The 17,245-nt window shown below is 62.8% G+C and carries 18 protein-coding genes and 1 pseudogene; 9 read left to right on the top strand and 10 right to left on the bottom strand.

The features are described from left to right. Together E3T40_RS09230 and E3T40_RS09225 are read right to left on the bottom strand one after the other, a co-directional pair. The coding region (locus tag E3T40_RS09230) for an SPFH domain-containing protein (protein WP_370287907.1) at positions 1-947 on the bottom strand (947 nt) is incomplete at its 3' end. 20 nt (positions 948-967) lie between these two features. Further along, entirely contained in the window at positions 968-1,444 is a 477-nt protein-coding gene (locus tag E3T40_RS09225) for an NfeD family protein (RefSeq protein WP_174843659.1), read from the bottom strand. A 116-nt stretch (positions 1,445-1,560) separates the two neighbouring features. On the opposite strand from E3T40_RS09225, the gene E3T40_RS09220 reads away from it, so the two are divergent. After that, on the top strand, positions 1,561-2,352 hold the full coding sequence (locus tag E3T40_RS09220) for an SDR family oxidoreductase (RefSeq protein ID WP_233193898.1): 792 nt from the start codon (positions 1,561-1,563) through the stop codon (positions 2,350-2,352). Here the strand turns inward: E3T40_RS09220 and E3T40_RS09215 are convergent. From E3T40_RS09215 to dhaK, 5 genes are all read right to left on the bottom strand, one after another. Beyond that, positions 2,237-2,935 carry an HdeD family acid-resistance protein gene (locus tag E3T40_RS09215; protein WP_158251960.1) on the bottom strand — a complete coding sequence of 233 codons (699 nt, stop codon included), beginning with the start codon at positions 2,933-2,935 and terminating at the stop codon, positions 2,237-2,239. The genes E3T40_RS09220 and E3T40_RS09215 overlap by 116 nt on opposite strands. Positions 2,936-3,259: 324 nt before the next feature. Next, complete coding sequence (locus tag E3T40_RS09210; protein WP_134543187.1) at positions 3,260-3,472, bottom strand: hypothetical protein; 213 nt, start codon at positions 3,470-3,472, stop codon at positions 3,260-3,262. Positions 3,473-3,605: 133 nt separating this feature from the next. After that, entirely contained in the window at positions 3,606-4,292 is a 687-nt protein-coding gene (gene dhaM / locus E3T40_RS09205; protein WP_134543186.1) for a dihydroxyacetone kinase phosphoryl donor subunit DhaM, read from the bottom strand. A 1-nt stretch (position 4,293) separates the two neighbouring features. Continuing rightward, entirely contained in the window at positions 4,294-4,932 is a 639-nt protein-coding gene (dhaL, locus tag E3T40_RS09200; protein ID WP_104193640.1) for a dihydroxyacetone kinase subunit DhaL, read from the bottom strand. A 19-nt stretch (positions 4,933-4,951) separates the two neighbouring features. After that, positions 4,952-5,953, bottom strand: a complete 1,002-nt coding sequence (gene dhaK / locus E3T40_RS09195; RefSeq protein WP_134543185.1) for a dihydroxyacetone kinase subunit DhaK — start codon at positions 5,951-5,953, stop codon at positions 4,952-4,954. Positions 5,954-6,177: 224 nt separating this feature from the next. Here dhaK and E3T40_RS09190 point away from each other — a divergent pair, with 224 nt between their 5' ends. The 3 genes and pseudogenes from E3T40_RS09190 (at position 6,178) to E3T40_RS17065 (ending at position 8,450) form a co-directional block, all read left to right on the top strand. Next, positions 6,178-6,942, top strand: coding sequence for an MIP/aquaporin family protein (locus E3T40_RS09190; RefSeq protein ID WP_104193638.1), 765 nt, complete (start codon positions 6,178-6,180; stop codon positions 6,940-6,942). Positions 6,943-6,984: 42 nt separating this feature from the next. Then, a pseudogene (locus E3T40_RS17070) lies at positions 6,985-7,803 on the top strand (FGGY family carbohydrate kinase). Beyond that, positions 7,767-8,450 (top strand): FGGY-family carbohydrate kinase, encoded by a 684-nt coding sequence (locus E3T40_RS17065; protein ID WP_241981727.1) that lies wholly within the window; start codon positions 7,767-7,769, stop codon positions 8,448-8,450. Before E3T40_RS17070 ends, E3T40_RS17065 begins: the two are co-directional and overlap by 37 nt. A gap of 80 nt (positions 8,451-8,530) precedes the next feature. Here E3T40_RS17065 and trpD read toward each other — a convergent pair whose 3' ends face one another. Next, positions 8,531-9,583, bottom strand: a complete 1,053-nt coding sequence (gene trpD / locus E3T40_RS09180; RefSeq protein ID WP_134543184.1) for an anthranilate phosphoribosyltransferase — start codon at positions 9,581-9,583, stop codon at positions 8,531-8,533. 204 nt (positions 9,584-9,787) lie between these two features. Here trpD and E3T40_RS09175 point away from each other — a divergent pair, with 204 nt between their 5' ends. Genes E3T40_RS09175 through E3T40_RS09155 form a run of 5 tightly spaced genes read left to right on the top strand, consistent with a single transcriptional unit; the run spans position 9,788 to position 14,798 of the window. Next, on the top strand, positions 9,788-10,357 hold the full coding sequence (locus tag E3T40_RS09175; RefSeq protein ID WP_241977815.1) for a heme-copper oxidase subunit III: 570 nt from the start codon (positions 9,788-9,790) through the stop codon (positions 10,355-10,357). Positions 10,358-10,379: 22 nt separating this feature from the next. Beyond that, on the top strand, positions 10,380-11,192 hold the full coding sequence (locus E3T40_RS09170) for a c-type cytochrome (protein WP_104171129.1): 813 nt from the start codon (positions 10,380-10,382) through the stop codon (positions 11,190-11,192). A 55-nt stretch (positions 11,193-11,247) separates the two neighbouring features. Then, positions 11,248-12,321 (top strand): ubiquinol-cytochrome c reductase iron-sulfur subunit, encoded by a 1,074-nt coding sequence (locus E3T40_RS09165; protein WP_104193636.1) that lies wholly within the window; start codon positions 11,248-11,250, stop codon positions 12,319-12,321. Continuing rightward, entirely contained in the window at positions 12,318-13,937 is a 1,620-nt protein-coding gene (locus tag E3T40_RS09160; protein WP_198411969.1) for a ubiquinol-cytochrome c reductase cytochrome b subunit, read from the top strand. The genes E3T40_RS09165 and E3T40_RS09160 overlap by 4 nt, the downstream gene beginning before the upstream one ends. Before the next feature lie 30 nt (positions 13,938-13,967). Next, positions 13,968-14,798: a methyltransferase domain-containing protein gene (locus E3T40_RS09155; RefSeq protein WP_134543183.1), complete on the top strand. Its 831-nt coding sequence runs from the start codon at positions 13,968-13,970 to the stop codon at positions 14,796-14,798. Between the two features lie 281 nt (positions 14,799-15,079). Here the strand turns inward: E3T40_RS09155 and E3T40_RS09150 are convergent, their stop codons facing one another. Both E3T40_RS09150 and ctaD read right to left on the bottom strand, forming a co-directional pair. Beyond that, positions 15,080-15,502: a cytochrome c oxidase subunit 4 gene (locus E3T40_RS09150; protein ID WP_104171126.1), complete on the bottom strand. Its 423-nt coding sequence runs from the start codon at positions 15,500-15,502 to the stop codon at positions 15,080-15,082. Further along, positions 15,503-17,245 carry a cytochrome c oxidase subunit I gene (gene ctaD / locus E3T40_RS09145; protein WP_104102025.1) on the bottom strand — a complete coding sequence of 581 codons (1,743 nt, stop codon included), beginning with the start codon at positions 17,243-17,245 and terminating at the stop codon, positions 15,503-15,505.

Here is a 17,245-nt window from a genome sequence, read left to right as displayed (position 1 = left end):
GCCTGCCCGGTCTGCGCGGCCTGCCCGGTCTGCGCGGCCTGCCCGGTCGGCGCGGGGGCGGCCGAGCCGCCGACGGCATGGCCGAACGCCGCCCCGATGCCGTTCATCGCGGCGGTGAGTTCGCTGGGCACGATCCACAACTTGTTCGCACTGCCCTCCGCGAGCTTGGGGAGGGTCAGAAGGTACTGATAGGCCAGGAGCTTCGGATCCGGGTCACCGTCGTGGATCGCCCTGAATACCGTGGTGATGGCCTCCGCCTCACCCTGGGCGCGCAGAACGGCTGCCTTCGCGTCACCCTCCGCCGACAGGATGGCTGCCTGCCGAGCTCCCTCGGCCGTCAGAATCGCCGACTGCTTCGTGCCCTCGGCGGTCAGGATGACCGCGCGGCGGTCACGCTCGGCGCGCATCTGCTTCTCCATCGAATCCTGGATGGACAGGGGCGGGTCGATCGCCTTCAGCTCCACCCGTCCGACTCGGATACCCCACTTGCCGGTCGCCTCGTCCAGCACGATCCGCAGCTGCCCGTTGATATTGTCGCGGCTGGTCAGCGCCTCTTCAAGGTTGAGGCCACCGACCACATTGCGCAGGGTCGTCGTCGTGAGCTGCTCGACCGCGCCCAGGTAATTCGCGATTTCGTAGGTGGCGGCACGTGCATCCGTGACCTGAAAATAGACCACGGTGTCAATGGACACCACGAGATTGTCCTCCGTGATCACCGGCTGCGGGGGGAAGGAAACGACCTGTTCGCGCATGTCCAGCAAGGGTCGCACCCGGTCGATGAAGGGAACCAGGATGTTCAGGCCCGGCTCGAGCGTCTTGTGATACTTGCCCAGACGCTCGACGACGCCGGCGTTGGCCTGCGGGATGATCTTGATGGCCCGGACCAGAACGACGACGACGAACACCCCGAGTAGCAAGAGGAGGGCGGCAATGAAGATTTGCCCAATGAATTCACCGGTGGAGAGCACTATGTGATGTTCCTTTCCGAGGGTAGAACGACGGCGGTGGAGCCTTCGATCGCGGTCACGCGAACAATCTCACCGGGTTCGGCGGATTGCGTGTCGGTGTCGGTGTCGGGGGAGAGGCGGGCTGTCCAGGTTTCGCCGTTGGCCAGTTTGACCATTCCACCAGAGGGGCGAACGGTGGACAGTACTTGTGCGGTCATGCCGAGCAGTGCGGCGACATTGCTCGGTGTGTGATCGGCACCCTTCCTCATCAGCCGCAGGAGAACCGGGCGTATGAGCAGGATGAGAAGCACGGATACCACGGCGGCCGTGACGATCTGGAGCCACCACACGGCTCCCAGCAGGTTCGCCCCCAGGCCGGCCAGGCTGCCGACAGCAATCATCAGAAAGGTGAACTCGAGAGACAGCAGCTCGATGATCACACAGACGAGGATGAAGACGAGCCACACGATCCACAAATAGTCGGTCAGGTCAGCCATCAATTTTGTAGCCTCTCACGTGACGTTTCCCTGTCGAAGCTATCACCTGCTCGTTGGCCGGAGTCGAGACTGGCCGAGGCTGAGCCCCGCCGCTCATGTTGGTAGGGTTGGGCGTTGTGACTACTGCACCCAAAAATCCCCTCGACGCCGGCTCTCTCACCGGCAAACGCGCCCTGGTCACGGGGTCGTCCCGTGGTGTCGGAGCGGCCACCGTCGGCCTCCTCGCCGAGGCGGGCGCCAGCGTCGCGATCAACTTCCGCAACAAGGAGGCACGGGCGATCAAGGTCGCCGATGCGATCCGCGCCGCAGGTGGCACGGCAATCACGGTCGGCGCAGATCTGACGGATGCTGCATCCGTCGAGTCCATGTTCGAAACCATCCGCGCGGAGTTCGGCGGCCTCGACATCCTCGTCATGAACGCCTCCGGTGGCATGGAAAGCGGCATGGCCGAGGATTACGCCATGCAGCTGAACCGGGACGCCCAGGTCAACCTGCTGCACGCGGCACGGCCCTTGCTGGCTCCGGGTGCCCGCGTGGTGTTCGTCACCAGCCACCAGGCCCACTTCGTCGAGACCACGACCACCATGGCCGAATACGAGCCGGTCGCCCGGAGCAAGCGCGCCGGCGAGGACGCACTGCGCGCCCTCATCCCCGAGTTCGCCGAGGCCGGCATCGGTTTCGTCGTTGTCTCCGGCGACATCATCGAGGGCACGGTCACCGCCGTCCTGCTCGAGCGAGCCAGCCCGGGCACCATGACCGCGCGTAAGGATGCCGCCGGCCGGCTGTACAACGTCAGCGAATTCGGCGCCGAGGTTGCGTTGGCGGCCGTCGAGGCCGTGCCGGAGAACAACACCAGGTACGTCGGGGACATCGCGGACTACGTCGGCGAAGCCGCCAGTCGAAACTGACGTCGCGGGCAGCACGTGCAGTGCGGCCTGGCGAATGCTGTGCGGCCGCTCCGTGCCGCTTCGCCGTATCGAGTGTCGCCGGCCGACCCCGGCCGAACGTGAAGGCCTGCGCCAGTTGGATGATCCCGGACAGAACGAGGAACACTCCACCGATCGTGGCCAGAATGGTGACCGACTCGACGGGGGAGAAGAGCACCACGACGCCGGCCACGACGGCGATGGCGCCGAAGACCGCACCGAACCACCTGCTGGAGTCCGGAGCCGTCTCGACCAATCCGGCCACACCTTCCACGATCCAGGAGATCCCGATAAGCATCCCGAGCACGGCCAGGGTGTCCAGAGGGTTTCTGATTGCCACGATACCGCCGACGATCAGCAGCACGCCGAGCAGGATGTTCACAACCCGGCTACCGCCGGACGCACCCTGTGTGAATAATCCTCGGCCTACGTGAACGATGCCGCTGATCAAGAAGTACAGGCCGCACAGGATCCCGAGGGAGGCGACGGTGGCGTCCGGCCAGGACAGGATCAGGATGCCGACGACCAGGGCCAGCAGGCCGGTGCCAGCGATGGCCAGGCGCACACCGGTGATTTCTGACGTGCTGAGCGGTCTCTAATCCAACGACAGATCGAAGGCCGTAACGGTAGTGGGCATTTCAGCTGCCTCTTGGATTCTGGGAACGTGCCGTGTCGCACAAAGTAGTCGAGTCCGGCCAACACGTCCAGACCTCTCTACTGGTTGACCGATAATGCACATTATGTCAGCACAGACGACGCTTTCGCCTGACCACGAGAGGCATAGGATCACTTCCGAAACGTCCCGCATCGTGCCCGAGTGTGTCCAGCGGTGGATTAGGACCCTTGTGCAGACATTCGGCGACAGTCAGCCGAACCGCCGCCGCCGGACTCATTCTGGGCGGTCGATTTCCTTGTCGGTGTTCTCCGGTTCGTGCGGGCGCTGGACCATCCCGAATTCGTTCACGGGCAGGAACGCGTCCCGGTCCCACGCGCCCGGATGCGGCACGGGGCACGTAAGGATAGTGTCATGGGCGCCGCGCTCGATCAAATGTGCACGCATGGTCTGCCCACAGACCGGGCATTCCTTTAGATCGGTCGGCACGTCCGTATCCGCGAATCGCGGGTCCACTCGGTCGGAGTGACGAGTAGGACTGCTCACCGGCGGTTTCCTGTCTTTGACCATGCGCTCAGACTACGCCGAGTTGCAAAATCGACCAGGTGTGTGTGCTTTGCGTCTATTCTTCTCCGAAACCCGATTCCAGAAGGTCTCCCAGAGCGGCTACGGCTGCCGCTCCGGCCTCATCCGAGGAGGAGATCTTCGCGGTCATGCCGCGGATGAGTCCGAGTGACATCACGGCGAGCAGACTGGATGCATCCCTGCCGTTCACGGTGACTCGTGCCTCGAACGTACTGGCGAGCTTCACGAAGTCAGCAGCCGGTCGGGCATGCAGACCATCCTTGTTCACCAGGGTAACGGTTCGAGTGATCACCGGCGGCAGCGCTGGTTCCGCCCCAGGTGCGGAGACGGCCCCGGCTGCGGATTGCGCGGCCCGCACGACAGACTCGATGTCTCCCCCAATCTCAGCGGCGACGGCCGCAGCCACACCACCCTCGACCAGAGGCGCATCCACGATTCGTACTCGGGCACGCGCCGCGTCTCCGAGGAAATCCAACGCGGTTTCGGCCGTCAGGATCGCGGAGCCCAGGTCGCAGAGGAGCACGACGCCGGCGCCGGCGTCAGCCTGTGCAATGCCGCTGACCACCTTCGTGAAGCTCGTGCCGATACCCCCGTCGTCTGTCCCACCGGCCGGGACCATCCTCGTTTGGGGTGCCATCTGGGTTGCCAGATCGAGGAGACCGTCGGCGATCTTCGAGCTGTGGGAGATGAAAACGAGGCCGACAAGCCCCTCTGTGGCGGTCATTTCAAGCGGTCGCTGCGGTGTCGGCAGCTGCTCGCAACAGCAGGGCCGAAGACTGCGCTCCCGGGTCGCGGTGACCGATGGCCCGTTCGCCGAGGTAGCTAGCCCGTCCCTTGCGCGCAACCCAGGGTTCCGTCGCCTCTGCCCCTGCCTCGGCAGCAGCTGCCGCCGCCATCAAAATCGCCAGGTCGTTCGCACCGTCGGCACGGGCTGCTTCGGCGGCGTCGACCGCCGGAGTCCAGGCATCGACCATGGTCTTGTCTCCGGACTCCGCCTTGCCGCGCAGGACGATGCCGTCTCGCGCGGCCGCCAGGAGTGCGACTAGAGCGGCCCCGTCAAGGTCAGCCGAGCCGGAGATGGCCACGGCCGCCTTGAGGAACGCTGTTCCGTACAGTGGACCCGCCGCACCGCCCACGGTTGAGATCAACGTGGTTGCGACGAGTTTGAAGACGTCCCCGGGGTTCGCCTCGGACGCAAGGTCATCGAGTTTCAACAGCACCGCCTGGAAACCGCGGTCCATGTTTTCGCCATGATCACCATCGCCGATTTCACGGTCCAGATCAATCAATTCCACACGGTGCTCATTCATTACCGCCGCACTGGTCCTGATCCAGGCTTTCGCCCACGTGCCGTCTAAATTCATTGGATCTCCTTCTACCGGCCTATCGTCCCCACCGTAGCGCTGCCGTCTGGACCGGCGCATCCCACAGGGCAGTCAATTCGGCATCGAGTTTCAGCACGGTGATGGATGTTCCCTGCATCTCGAGAGACGTCGTGTAGTTCCCGACGAGTGTCCTGGATACTTCGATCCCCTGTTCGGCCAACACCTCGGCGGCCCGTCGAAACACGATGTACAGCTCGATTTGCGGTGTGCCGCCCATTCCGTTGACGAAGAGAAGCACCTTGTCCCCGGCTACGAACGGGATGTCCTCAAGGATAGGGCCGAGGAGCCGGTCGACGATGGCGTCGGCCGGCTCCAGCTTGATGCGCGCGCGCCCCGGCTCGCCGTGGATGCCGATCCCGATCTCGATCTCATCGTCGGCGAGCGTGAAGCTGCCTTCCCCGGCGTGGGGAACAACGCACGGCGTCAGCGCCACACCCATCGAACGCACACCGGAGATGACCCTCTCTGCGATCGCGGCGACGGTCTCCAGGGCGTCTCCGCGCTCAGCCGACGCTCCAGCGATCTTCTCGACCAGGACCGTTCCGGCCACACCACGTCGCCCGGCCGTGTACAGCGAGTCCTTCACGGCGACGTCGTCGTTGACGATCACCGAGCGGACCTCGATTCCGTCCGCGGCGGCGAGGTCGGCGGCGGTCTCGAAATTCAAGACGTCCCCGGTGTAGTTCTTGACGATGTGGAGCACCCCCGCTCCCCCATCGACCGCCTTCGTCGCGGCGAGGATCGGGTCGGGTGTCGGTGAGGTGAAAACGGCCCCTGGTACGGCTGCGTCCAGCATCCCGAACCCGACGAACCCACCGTGAAGTGGCTCGTGTCCGCTTCCTCCTCCGCTGACCAGACCCACTTTCCCGGCAACGGGAGCTTCCGTGCGCACGATGTAGATCGGTTCCGTCGAAATCCGGACGATATCGGCGTGGGCCGCGCCGAACCCGGCCACGGCCTCAGCGACGACGTTCTTGGGATCATTGACGAGTTTCTTCATGTCTCTTCCTTCGATCGAGGTGGTTGGACGGCCCGTCGACGGGCTGTTGTGGAGCGCTGTGCACTCCAGGCTCAACCTACGCGCTGCCCTCGCTGCCGGTAAGGGGCGGTGAATTACGCGTCCACCGGCCCATTCCGCTGCGTTAATCGCCGCGCTATGGTAACGCCGATCGCTCACCGCTCAGGGTTGCTCCGGCATCTCCAGCCTCACCAAGAAAGGTCAACGTGGACAATATTGGAGTCGTATTCTTATCGGAAGTGCTGGGCACGGGGATACTCGTCCTCCTCGGAACCGGTGTGGTCGCCAACGTCGCGCTGGCCAAGAACAAGGGCCTTGGCGGCGGATTCCTCATGGTCACCATCGGGTGGGGTTTCGCGGTCTTCGCCGGCGTCATCGTCGCCTACAATTCTGGCGCACACCTCAACCCGGCAGTCACCCTCGGCCTGGTGACATCGGGTGCAACGGAGTTCGGTTCGGGCGTTCCCGTGAACTTCCTGTCTGTCCTCACCTACATCGCGGGTCAGTTCCTCGGCGCCTTCGTCGGAGCCGTCTTTTGCTGGCTGGCCTACAAACAGCACTTCGACGCTGAGCCCAACTCCGCCAACAAACTCGGCGTCTTCTCGACCGGTCCGGCCATCCGCTCCTACGGCTGGAACCTGACAACCGAGATCATCGGCACATTCGTGCTTGTCTTCGTCGTTCTGGCTTTCGGTGGCGGGCGCCAGGGCGAGAGTGGCGGACTGGCCGCGCTCGGCGCACTGCCCGTCGCGCTGCTTGTTATCGTCATCGGCACCTCGCTCGGTGGGCCGACCGGATACGCCATCAACCCGGCTCGTGACCTGGGGCCCCGCATCGCGCACTTCGTCCTGCCGATCAAGGGCAAGGGAACGTCTGATTGGGCATATTCCTGGGTTCCTGTCGTGGGTCCGGTCATTGGCGGCATGCTCGCCGGATGGGCTTCCCTGTTCCTATTGCCCGTCCTCACGTAATCCTTCCCGCGGGCTGGTTCAGTCATTGAATCGGCCCGCACTGTGTGGCTTCACGCAGCGGCGTGCGCCGCGTCAAGCACCGATTCTCGCAATCCAAGGAGGTATTTCAAGGCCGAGTACGTCATCGCAATCAACCAGGGAACCACGAGTTCCCGAGCGATCATCTTCGACAAAGCAGGCTCGGTGATCGCGATCGGTCAGCTCGAGCACGAGCAGATCTTCCCCCGGGCCGGCTGGGTCGAGCACGACCCGATGGAAATTTGGGACAACACCCGTGAAGTGATCGGCCAGGCTTTGTCCAAGTTGAACCTGACTCGGTATGACATCGAGGCCGTGGGAATCACCAACCAGCATAAGACCGCAGTGGTCTCGGACCGCCGCACCGAGCTGCCCGTCCACAACGCGATTGTCTGGTGAGATACCCGCACCCAGCCCATCGTGGACCGTCTCGCCACCGACGGCGGAGTCGAACGGTTCAAGGCCCAGGCGGGGCTCCCCCCGGGCGACGTACTTCTCCGGAACGAAGATCGTCTGGATTCTCGAGAACGTGCACGACGCGCGCTCAAGGCCGAAGCCGGCGATCTGATGTTCGGCACGACGGACTCCTGGGTGCTGTGGAACCTGACCGGCGGTCTCGAAGGCGGCGTGCAGGCGACGGACGTGACCAACGCCAGCCGCACCATGTTCATGGATCTCGAGACTCTGCAATGGGACGACGACATCCTCGCCGCCTTCGGGGTACCCAAGTCGATGCTGCCCGAGATTCGTTCCTCGTCCGAGGTCTACGGCATCGCGAGCGGCCATTGCCGGCCTTCGACCAAGGTGTGGCGAAGAATACCAACGGCACCGGTAACTTCCTGATCTTCAACACGGGCACCGATATCATCCACTCCAAGAACGGTTTGCTCACCACGCTCGGCTACAAGCTCGGCGACGCCGAACCCCACTATGCGCTGGAGGGCTCCATCGCGGTCACCGGCTCCCTCGTGCAGAGGCTGCGAGACAATCTGGGAATGATCAGTACCCCCGAGGAAATCGAGACGCTTGCCAAAACGGTCGATGACAATGGCGGCGCCTACTTCGTGCCCGCCTTCTCCGGACTCTTCGCGCCGTACTGGCGCTCGGACGCCCGTGATGCCCTCGTCGGCCTGACCCGATTCGTGGACAAGGGCCACATCTCCCGCGCCGCCCTCGAGGCGACCGCGTTTCAGACCCGGAAGGTCCTGGACGCGGTCAACGCCGACTCGGGTGTTCCATTGACCGAGCTGAAGGTTGACGGGCGCATGATCGGCAACAACACGCTGATACAGTTCCAGGCCGACATCATCGGCGTGCTAGTGGTGCGACCGGTCGTGGCCGAAACCACGGCTCTCGGCGCCGCGTACGCCGCCGGACTGGCGGTCGGGTTCTGGGGTGACCTTGACGAACTGCGGGCCAACTGGCAGGAGGACAGCCGGTGGACCCCGCAAATGGGCGAAGAAGAGCCGAACCGACAGATGCGCAACTGAAAGACGGCCGTTACCAAGACGTTCGGCTGGGTTGACGAAGACGTCGTCTAGCTCGTCTCGTTTTGTCTGGGCCAGCCGTGTCACACCCGACTGGCCGCGACCCACTCAGCGAGCTTGGCCGTGGCCGCACCGGAGTCGACTGCCTCCGCGGCCACAATCATTTTAGTGCGAAAGCGCTCGATAATATTGACTTGAGACTGCGCGGGATCGTTTGCAAGGTCAAACGCGACCAGGCCGGCGGCCGCGTTCAGCAGGACGATGTCACGCACCGCACCGACCTCACCGGCCAGCACTGCATGAACGACGGCCGCATTGTGCTCAGCGTCCCCGCCAACGAGCTCATTGATCGAGGCCCGTCGGATTCCCAGGTCACGCGGATCGATGTCGTGCTCCGTCACGAGGCCCCGCGACACCTCCCAGACATGGCTGTGGCCCGTCGTGGTCAGCTCATCGAGACCATCGTCACCGCGGAAGACCAGGGCCGTCGCCCCGCGTGTCTGGAATACACCCACGATGAGCGGAACTCGGTCCAGGTTTGCGACTCCCACTGCTGACGCCTCGGGACGGGCCGGATTGCACAACGGGCCGAGGTAGTTGAACACTGTTGGGATGCCGAGCTCCTTGCGCGCAAGCGCTGCATGACGGAACCCCGGGTGAAAAGCGGCAGCGAAGGCGAAGGTGATCCCGGCCGTATCCAGAATGGCAGCAACCTTGTCGGCAGACAGCGTCAGGTCAATGCCGAGGGCAGCAAGCACGTCCGACGAACCGGATGCCGAGCTTGAGGCTCGATTCCCGTGTTTGATCACGGGAACGCCGACCCCGGCGCAGACGATGGAGGCCATCGTCGAGATGTTGACGGTGCCGAACCGATCCCCACCAGTGCCGACGATGTCCAGGGCCATCGGGTTCACCGCCAGCGGTACGGCATGGTCGAGGATCGCATCCCGAAACCCGACGATTTCGTCCACGGTTTCGCCCTTGGCGCGCAGAGCTACGAGGAAGCCGGCCAGCTGCGCCGGAGTTGCCTCCCCCAGCATGACCTGCTCCATGCTCCACGCGGCATCGGAGACGCTGAGGTCCTCCCCCGAAAGCAGAGCACTGAGGACGTTTGGCCAGGACTGAATTTCAAGCATGGATAGATTTTAGCGAGATCGACGATCTGTCCCGAATTCGCTTCCCGGGGCGCGTTTGTTCCAATCAGGTAGTCATTCCGGTAATTGAGCGACAGGTCCGCCCCGATGACAATAACCGATACGCAAATCGGCCATAATGGAAGAGTGACGAGTCCATCAATTACTTACACGGTCAATGCGCCCGTTGTTAACCGGCCCAACAGCGTGGCTGTTGGCACTATCGTCTGGTTGGGCAGCGAAGTCATGTTCTTCGCCGGGCTCTTCGCCATCTACTTCACGCTGCGGTCGACGTCGCCTGAATTGTGGTTATTCGAGACGGAGAAGCACGGCTTCGGATTCGCCCTTGTGAACACGCTGATCCTCGTGTCCTCTTCGGTGACCTGCCAGTTCGGAGTGTTTGCGGCAGAACGCCTGCAATCACGTTCGACCGGATGGAAACCGAGCCAGTGGGGCATGGTCGAGTGGTTCTTCCTCACCTACGCCCTCGGGGCCATATTCGTGTCCGGTCAGGTCTTCGAGTACGCGACTCTCGTTTCCGAGGGCGTCTCGCTTACCAGCAACGCGTACGGATCCGCATTTTACCTCACCACCGGTTTCCACGGTATTCACGTGACTGCCGGCCTGATCGCGTTCCTGCTCGTCATCGGGCGCGCCTTCGCGGTCAAGAACTTCGGTCACAAGGAAGCAACGAGCGCCATCGTCGTGTCGTACTACTGGCACTTCGTCGACGTTGTCTGGATCGGGCTGTTCCTCGTCATTTACGTTCTTAAATAGAAAGTCGGAGTGGACACCACGTATGACCACGATTAGCACACCGAAGCAGTCCGACGGTCGCAAAGCGGGCCGTCGCAGCCCACTTGCCAGCGTCGCCCTCATCGCGATCGGACTCCTCTTCACCGGAGGCGCATACGCGGCTTTCAGCACGAGCAGTGCCAGTGCGGAGACGAACGCTGCGTCGCAGCAGACCGTCGGCGAAGGGCAGAAACTCTTCGCGGCCAACTGCGCCACCTGTCACGGATTGAAAGCAGCGGGCACCAATGCTGGCCCCAGCCTGATCGGCGTCGGCGCTGCATCGGTCGACTTCCAGGTGGGCACCGGACGCATGCCGATGCAGTTGAACGGACCGCAGGCTGAGAAGAAGGCCGTCCAGTTCACAGACGAGCAGATCGTGTCCCTCGCCGCTTACGTGGCGTCCCTCGCGCCGGGTCCGGCACTTCCGGATCCGTCTCTCCTCGACGCCGACGGCGATGCCGCCAAGGGCGCCGAGTTGTTCCGCATCAACTGCGCGATGTGCCACAACGTCGCCGGCGCCGGTGGTGCCCTCACTCAGGGCAAGTATGCGCCTGCCCTGGCCGGGGTTACGGAGAAGCACATCTACGAGGCCATGGTCACCGGCCCGCAGAACATGCCCGTGTTCAACGACATGAACATTTCCCCGGAGAGCAAGCGGGACATCATCACGTACCTCAAGTATCTGGACAACAACCCGTCCCCCGGTGGATTCGCTCTGGGCGCCCTCGGACCGGTCTCGGAAGGTCTTTTCCTCTGGATCTTCGGTCTTGGGTCCATCGTTGCCCTGACGGTGTGGATCACCGCCAAGTCGAACTGATCACCGACCAGGTCTGACACAAACTGTTTTATGAGAATTCCGATGAAGGAGAACAATGGCCAAGGACGATAACAGCGGGAAGGACTTGACCGCTGCTGACTCGTCGAGCGTCGGGCATGAGGGGGCTCCCGCAGGCACCGCCGTCGTCGTACGGGATGCCGTGGCCAATCCGGGTCTCCCCCCGCACCGACTGCGCGTCACCGACCTCAACCCCAGCGCGGAGCGTCGCGCCGAGCGAACCGTCTACACGCTCTTCTACCTGTCGATCGTGGGCAGTGTGTTCGCAATCGTGGCGTATATGGTCTTCCCGATCATCCCTGAGGAACCGGATTCGGTTCGTCTGAACAATCTCTTCATTGGTCTCGGCCTCACTCTCGCCCTGCTGGCAATCGGCATCGGCGCCGTGCACTGGGGCAAGGCCCTCATGTTCGACCACGAAGGCGTCGACGAGCGCCACCCGGTGCGGGGGTCCGACGAGACCCGCGAACGCGCGGTCGAGATCTTTCACGAGGCCAATGTTGAATCGGGCATCGGTCGCCGTACGCTCATCCGAAACAGCCTCATCGGTGCCTTGATCGCCTTTCCGCTGCCGGCCGTCGTGTTATTCCGCGGCTTGGGCCCGCAGGACACCAATCCGGCTGCAGCTCTCGAACACACCATGTGGAAGAAGGGCACCAGGCTCGCGATCGACCCCACGGGCACACCGATCAAGGCCTCCGACGTCACCCTCGGCTCGGCCTTCCACGTGATTCCCGAAGGACTGCAGGACCTCGGCCACGGCAAACTCGAAGAGAAGGCCAAGGCCGCAGTTCTCCTGATGAGGCTGAAGCCGGAAGATATCAATGAGCCCGCCGACAAGAAGGACTGGTCGTACGACGGCATTGTTGCCTACTCAAAAATCTGCACGCACGTCGGATGCCCGGTCGCGCTTTATGAACAGCAGACCCACACGCTCCTGTGTCCCTGTCACCAGTCGCAGTTCGATGTGACGAACCAGTGCGAAGTCATCTTCGGACCGGCCAAGCGCCCGTTGCCGCAGCTGCCCATCACGGTAGACTCCGAGGGGTATCTCATTGCACAAAGTGATTTCACTGAACCCGTCGGACCGAGCTTCTGGGAGCGGAATTGAGCACTGCAACTACGACTACTGACCTGGTCGAAACAAAGAAGTCCGGTGGCCTCACCGGGGCCGCCGCGAACTACATCGACGAACGCACCAGCATTTCGACCGCGGTTAAGGAACTGGGTCGCAAGATCTTCCCCGACCACTGGTCTTTCCTGCTCGGTGAGGTTGCCCTCTACAGCTTCGTCATCATCCTGTTGTCCGGTTCGTTCCTCACGTTCTTCTTCAGCGCTTCGATGACGCCGGTGGAGTACGACGGTTCGTACATGCCACTCAAGGGTGTGGAGATGTCTGCCGCGATGGCATCCTCCCTGGACATCTCCTTTGATATTCGTGGCGGGCTCCTCATGCGCCAGGTCCACCACTGGGCAGCACTGCTCTTCGTGGCTGCAATCGGCTTGCACATGCTCCGCATCTACTTCACCGGTGCGTTCCGCAAGCCGCGCGAGCTCAACTGGGTCATCGGGTTCGTTCTGTTCATCCTGGCCATGGCCGAAGGATTCACCGGCTACTCCCTCCCCGACGATCTGCTCTCCGGAAACGGCTTGCGCATCATCGACGGAATGGTCAAGGGCATCCCGCTGGTCGGAACCTGGATTTCGTTCCTCCTCTTCGGCGGAGAGTTCCCGGGCGAGGCGATCGTCGGACGCCTGTACTCCCTCCACATTCTGCTGCTGCCGGCCATTATCGTGGCTTTGATCGCGATGCACCTGCTCTTCGTCGTCGTACACAAGCACACGCAGTACCCCGGTGCCGGACGCACCAACCAGAATGTAGTCGGCTACCCGGTTTTTCCCGTGTATGCGGCCAAGGCCGGTGGCTTCTTCTTCATCGTCTTCGGCATCGTGATGCTGATGGCGTCGCTGTTTACGATCAACCCCATCTGGAACTACGGTCCCTACGATCCCTCCCCCGTTTCGGCCGGAACACAGCCGGACTGGTACATCGGTTTCGCTGACGGCGCCCTGCGCCTGATCCCGCCGGGACTCGAGATGGTCTGGCTGGATCGCACCTGGTCCTTCAACATCCTGATCCCGTTGGTGTCGCTGGGCCTGTTCATCCTGGTCGTGCTTATCTACCCGTTCATCGAGGGGTGGGTCACCGGAGACAAGCGTGAGCACCACATCCTCGACCGTCCCCGGAACGCCCCGACACGCACCGCCATCGGTGCCGCCGGAGTCACGTTCTACGCGGCGCTGTGGGCCACGGCCTCCTCGGACATCATCGCAACGCACTTCAAGGTGACGATGGAAGGCGTGATCCACACCATGCAGTTCCTGGTGATTGTGGGGCCCTTCATCGCCTTCTTCGTGACGAAACGTATCTGCCTGGCTTTGCAGAAAAAGGACCGTGAGATCGTTCTGCACGGTTACGAGTCCGGGCGTATCGTGCGTCTACCCGGTGGCGAGTACATCGAGGTTCACCAGCCCGTTGATGAATACGAGCGCTGGAAGCTGGTCAGCTACAACGACTACAAGCCGCTCATGATCCGCCCGAACGCCAAGGGCAAAATCACGGTGGGCCAAAAGGCTCGTGCCGGACTGTCCCGCTGGTTCTTCGAGGACCGGATCGAACCGGTATCGACCACTGAACTCGAACGGGCGCACGACCACCACCACTAGGCTCCGGCCGCGAACACAGAACGGGCATCGATGTCCCTCCAGACCCTGTCGGAGTGGCTTCGGTGCCCAAACTGTTTTCTTCCGCTTTCCCCCGCCGGGCCGCTGACGCTACGCTGCGGGGCCGGTCACTCCTTCGACGTGAACAAGCGCGGATACGTGTCACTTGCAGGCGGTGCGCGCCGGCTGATCGGCGACAGCGTCGCGATGGTAGACGCGAGAGCACTTTTCCTCGAGACCGGCTGGTACGAGCCGCTGCGCAGCCGCCTTGCTGAGCGGGTGGCGGCTGAGAACCCCTCCCGGGTCATGGACATCGGCTGTGGAACCGGATACTACTTGCAGGGAGTTTTCGCGCTCTGTCCAGATGCGCGCGCCCTGGGCATGGACCTTTCCCCCGTGGCGATCAGGCGCACAGTGAGCGGCCGAGACAACGTCGACGGGCTCGTGGCGGATGTCTGGTCCCCGCTGCCGGTGCGGGATGCGTCAGCAGATGTAATGCTGAACGTCTTCGCTCCCCGGAACCCGTCCGAATTCCACCGGGTCCTGCGCGAAGACGGCCTGCTCGTCGTCGTCGTGCCGCAGGCGTCCCACCTGCAGGAGCTCTGGGCGTCCGGTCTGGCGTTGGACGTGCCCGCGAACAAAGGCGAGCACCTGTCCGAGGCGCTGTCCCCCGCCTTCGAACTGGAAACACGGAACGAGTTGTCGTATTCGCTGCGCCTCAACCTCGCCCAGGCATCCGCTCTAATCGGGATGGGTCCGTCCGCCCACCACACGGATGTCGACGCGCTGACGGACCATCTGAGTGGCGTGCAGACCGTCACGGCGTCCTTCGAGTTACTCTTCTACCGTCGCATCACGATCTGAAGCCCGGCAACCACGCGAAGCACCTTACGACCTGAACGAATTCGACGGAGATTCTGGCAGAATCGTACCCCGACGGGCCGGGAAGACGCGAATACCCGAGAATCCCCGTCGAATTCGTTCGAGGCCATGCAAGCGGGAACTGCGGATCAGGCTGTGTGGAACTGTGAACTTGCCCGGCCGTGTCATTCCGAGGCGATGCGCGGTGCATAAACATAGGCGGCGTCCAGAACCTGTGTCCTGGACGCCGCCGTACGTGCCAGAAGCACGTGTCTCAATTCAGATCAGCGAGCGAAGTTGCCCCGATAGTACTCGTATACCCAGCCGACGAGGCAGATGACCCCGATGCCCAACGCGATGATCGAGATCCACACGCCGACAGCCAGCCCCATGAAGAGCAGAGCAGCACTGGCAGCCAAGAGGATGGGCCACCAGCTCCACGGGCTGTAGAAACCAACCTCAGGGTCGCCGTCGTCGATATTCGCGTCAAGACGATCTTCGGGAAGCTCGCCACCCTGAGCACTGTGCACACGGCTCAGGTAGAACGCGACGAAGCTGAAGAAGATCGCGCACAGGCCGAGTGTGAACGTCCCCGCCCACTCGATCTTGTTCTGGTTAGGGTCAAGAAGACCCCAGACCACATAGGCCGTCGTGACCACCACGAAGAACCCGCTCAGAACCAGAAGGAGATTGACGTTGGCTCTCATTTACTTCGTCCTTTTCGACGCTACGTCGTACGTGGGGGCATCCGGGGCGTCCTTCGCCGGCCCGATTCCGACTGTCATGGGCGCCTCCGGGTGGTTCAGGTCAAACGCGGGGCGCTCGGACCGGATGCGCGGGATGGAGGTGAAGTTGTGGCGCGGCGGCGGGCAGGAGGTAGCCCACTCGAGCGAGCCGCCGTGGCCCCACGGGTCGTTCACGGTGACCTGCGGTGCCTTACGGGCGGTGATATAGACGTTCAGGAAGAACGGGATCATCGAGATCGCGAGAATGACCGAGCCGACCGTAGACAACTGGTTCATCCAGGTGAAGCCGTCTTCGGGCAGGTACGACGCGTACCGACGCGGCATGCCGACGACGCCCAGCCAGTGCTGCACCAGGAAGGTTGTGTGGAAACCGATGAAGAGGAACCAGAAGTGCCACTTGCCGAGGCTCTCATTGAGCATCTTGCCAGTCCACTTCGGCCACCAGAAGTAGAACCCACTGAACATCGCGAAAACCACGGTTCCAAAGATGACGTAGTGGAAGTGCGCGACGACGAAGTAGGTGTCCGAGACGTGGAAGTCGAGCGGCGGCGAGGCCAGGATGACGCCGGTGAGGCCACCGAAGGTGAAGGTGACCAGGAAGCCAAGGGCCCACAGCATGGGCGTTTCGAAGGTCAGCGAGCCACGCCACATGGTGCCGATCCAGTTGAAGATCTTCACCCCGGTCGGAACGGCGATCAGCATGGTCATCAGGGAGAAGAACGGCAGCAGGACAGAGCCGGTGACGTACATGTGGTGCGCCCAGACCGCCACGGACAGTGCCGCAATGGAGATGGTCGCGTAGATGAGGGTCTTGTATCCAAAGATCGGCTTGCGGCTGAAGACCGGGAAGACTTCCGAAACGATGCCGAAGAACGGCAGCGCGATGATGTACACCTCAGGGTGACCGAAGAACCAGAACAGGTGCTGCCACAGGATGGCTCCACCGTTGGCCGGATCGTAGATGTGCGAGAGGAAAATGCGGTCGGACGCGGCGGCCAGAAGGGCTGCGGCGAGAACGGGGAAGGCCATCAGGATGAGGATCGACGTGACCATGGTGTTCCACGTGAAGATCGGCATCCGGAACATGGTCATTCCGGGGGCGCGCATCGTGATTACCGTGGTGATGAAGTTCACGGCGCCGAGAATGGTGCCGAAGCCGCTCAGTCCAAGCCCGACCATCCACAGGTTGCCACCGACGCCTGGGGAGAACGTCGTACTGGCCAGAGGCTGATAGGCGAACCAGCCGAAGGATGCGGCACCCTGCGGAGTGAGGAATCCACCGACGGCGACGAGACTGCCGAAGAAGAAGGCCCAGAAGGAAAAGGCGTTCAACCGGGGGAAGGCCACGTCGGGGGCGCCGATCTGCAGCGGCATGAGGGAGTTGGCGAACCCGAAGAACAACGGCGTAGCGAACATCAGCAGCATGATCGTGCCGTGCATGGTGAATAGCTGGTTGTACTGCTCCTTCGTCTGGACGACCTCGAGGCCGGGGGCGAAAAGCTGTGCGCGGATAACCAGTGCCATGACACCGGCAAGACAGAAGTAGACGAACGACGTGATCAGGTACATGTACCCGATGACTTTGTGGTCAGTGGAGGTGATCCACCGGACGATGACGTTGCCCTTGCGCTCGACACCGGTGGGCCGACGCGGGGCAGTGGGGGCTGCCGGCGCGGAAGGTGCCGTAGTGGTAGTAGTAGTCAT

The organism is Cryobacterium sp. TMT1-19 (assembly GCF_004403055.1).
In the GTDB taxonomy this organism is placed as follows: Bacteria; Actinomycetota; Actinomycetes; order Actinomycetales; family Microbacteriaceae; genus Cryobacterium; species Cryobacterium sandaracinum.
Note: the sequence above shows the minus strand (reverse complement) of the source record. Positions and strands in the feature narration are given on the sequence as shown.